Origin of the sequence: Mesorhizobium sp. M4B.F.Ca.ET.089.01.1.1, assembly GCF_004022605.1 — a bacterium.
GTDB classification, from domain to species: Bacteria; Pseudomonadota; Alphaproteobacteria; order Rhizobiales; family Rhizobiaceae; genus Mesorhizobium; species Mesorhizobium abyssinicae.
This window is the reverse complement of the sequence record NZ_RZOS01000636.1, coordinates 1-2522: the sequence shown is the minus strand read 5'-3', so window position 1 is coordinate 2522 and position 2522 is coordinate 1. Positions and strand designations below refer to the sequence as shown.

At 63.5% G+C, this 2522-nt stretch carries 4 protein-coding genes; all 4 read left to right on the top strand.

Annotated elements, in window-relative coordinates; genetic code table 11:
- The first annotated feature begins 164 nt into the window (after positions 1-164).
- Positions 165-593 carry a 50S ribosomal protein L11 gene (rplK, locus tag EN780_RS31965; RefSeq protein WP_095765524.1) on the top strand — a complete coding sequence of 143 codons (429 nt, stop codon included), beginning with the start codon at positions 165-167 and terminating at the stop codon, positions 591-593.
- Between the two features lie 4 nt (positions 594-597).
- Entirely contained in the window at positions 598-1296 is a 699-nt protein-coding gene (rplA, locus tag EN780_RS31960) for a 50S ribosomal protein L1 (protein ID WP_127286435.1), read from the top strand.
- Positions 1297-1688: 392 nt separating this feature from the next.
- On the top strand, positions 1689-2207 hold the full coding sequence (rplJ, locus tag EN780_RS31955) for a 50S ribosomal protein L10 (RefSeq protein WP_127286434.1): 519 nt from the start codon (positions 1689-1691) through the stop codon (positions 2205-2207).
- Between the two features lie 54 nt (positions 2208-2261).
- The coding region (gene rplL / locus EN780_RS31950) for a 50S ribosomal protein L7/L12 (RefSeq protein ID WP_128276265.1) at positions 2262-2522 on the top strand (261 nt) is incomplete at its 3' end.

Sequence of the window (2522 nt, the reverse complement as noted above, 5' to 3'; positions counted from 1 at the left end):
GCCCTGCGCCGGTTCGGTGGCAGGGAGGCGGCGCGAAGGTCGCGCGGCCATGAACGGGTGGGAGGCGAACGCGGCTTAGCCGGCCGCGGGAGCCGCACCACCAGACTGCAACCGCCGGTGTTTCCCAGAAAGTGGGGCCGGCATGAGAAAAGGCAGGAATAGAGATGGCTAAGAAAGTTGCAGGCCAGCTCAAGCTCCAGGTTGCCGCGGGTTCGGCCACGCCGTCGCCCCCGATCGGCCCGGCGCTTGGTCAGCGCGGCATCAACATCATGGAGTTCTGCAAGGCGTTCAACGCGCAGACCCAGGAACTGGAGAAGGGTTCGCCGATCCCGGTCGTCATCACCTACTACCAGGACAAGTCGTTCACCTTCGTCATGAAGACGCCGCCGGTGAGCTACTTCCTGAAGAAGGCCGCGAACCTGAAGTCGGGCTCGAAGGAGCCGGGCAAGGTCAAGGCCGGCACGATCAGCCGCGACAAGGTGCGCGCGATCGCCGAGCAGAAGATGAAGGACCTGAACGCAAACGACGTCGAAGCGGCCATGCGCATGGTCGAGGGCTCCGCCCGCTCGATGGGCCTGGAAGTGGTGGGCTGAGATCATGGCTAAGATTGCAAAGCGTATCGCCAAGACCCGCGAAGGCATCGATCCGAACAAGTCCTACGCGCTCACTGAAGCGCTGAAGCTGCTCAAGGAGCGGTCTTCGGTCAAGTTCGACGAGACCATCGAAGTCGCGATGAATCTCGGCGTCGACCCGCGCCATGCCGACCAGATGGTCCGCGGCGTGGTCAACCTGCCGAACGGCACCGGCCGCTCGGTGCGCGTTGCCGTGTTCGCGCGCGGCGACAAGGCCGAGGAAGCCAAGGCCGCCGGTGCTGACATCGTCGGCGCCGAGGATCTGGTCGACATCGTCCAGAAGGGCACGATCGATTTCGATCGCTGCATCGCGACGCCGGACATGATGCCGCTCGTCGGCCGTCTGGGTAAGGTGCTCGGCCCGCGCGGCATGATGCCGAACCCGAAGGTCGGCACGGTGACCCCCGATGTCGCCGCGGCCGTCAAGGCCTCGAAGGGTGGCGCCGTCGAGTTCCGCGTCGAGAAGGCCGGCATCGTCCAGGCCGGCGTCGGCAAGGTTTCGTTCGACGTCAAGGCGCTGGAAGAGAATGTGCGTGCCTTCGCCGATGCGGTGAACAAGGCCAAGCCGTCCGGCGCCAAGGGCAACTACGTCAAGAAGGTGTCGGTCACCTCGACGATGGGCCCTGGCCTCAAGCTCGACATCGCGACGCTCGCCGCGTCCTGATACGAACCCTTCCGATCGGCCGCTAACCGGCTGATCCGCAAAGAATTCCGGGCCTCCGACTGGTTGGCGGCCCGGTACCGGAAGCCGAAAGGCTTCCGGACATCCTGTCCGAGATTGCAGGCGGCCCAACAGCCTTAATTCATGTGGGCCTGCATGAGACGGGTGAAGACCCGACAAAGGAGCCAAGGCTCCGATGAAAGGTTCGAACCGTGTTTGCCTTTTGTCTGCGCACCGTCGGCTTGCCGTCGGTGTGGCGAAAGGGGGCAGGATCCTCGAGCGTCGTTCGGGAGATCCGTTACTGGATGGCCCGGCCGGCAAAAAGGCAACCCGACGCCTGTCCTCTAAATGGGAATGTTCCCATCGATGGGGCAGGGGTCAACTGGAGATAGGCAGTGGACAGAGCGGAAAAACGCGAACTCGTCACGGGCCTGAATGATGCGTTTTCGAGCGCTGGTTCAGTCGTCGTGGCCCACTACGCCGGTATCACCGTCGCGCAAATGAACGACCTTCGGTCGAAAATGCGCGCCGCCGGTGGCACCGTCAAAGTCGCGAAGAACCGTCTCGCCAAAATCGCTCTTCAGGGCACGGACTCCGCATCGATCATCGACCTGTTCAAGGGACAGACGCTGATCGCCTATTCGGAGGATCCGATTGCGGCGCCGAAGGTCGCGTCCGATTTCGCCAAGGGAAATGACAAGCTCGTCATTCTCGGCGGCGCAATGGGCACCACCTCGCTCAACGCCGACGGTGTGAAGGCACTCGCCACACTTCCGTCGCTCGACGAGCTGCGCGCCAAGCTGGTTGGCATGATCGCCACGCCGGCAACCCGGATCGCCCAGATCGTCAATGCACCCGCGGCTTCGGTCGCGCGCGTCATCGGCGCTTACGCCCGGAAGGACGAGGCGGCATGAGGCCGTTCCTCGCTATCACAAACACACGTTCGAACCTTACGAAGGAATATGCAAATGGCTGATCTCGCAAAGATCGTAGACGACCTTTCGAAGCTGACCGTCCTCGAGGCGGCTGAGCTGTCGAAGCTCCTGGAAGAGAAGTGGGGCGTTTCGGCTGCCGCTCCGGTGGCGGTTGCCGCTGCTGGCGGCGCTGGTGCCGCTGCCGCTGCTCCGGCCGAAGAGAAGACGGAATTCGACGTCGTTCTCGCCGACGCCGGCGCCCAGAAGATCAACGTCATCAAGGAAGTCCGCGCCATCACCGGCCTTGGCCTCAAG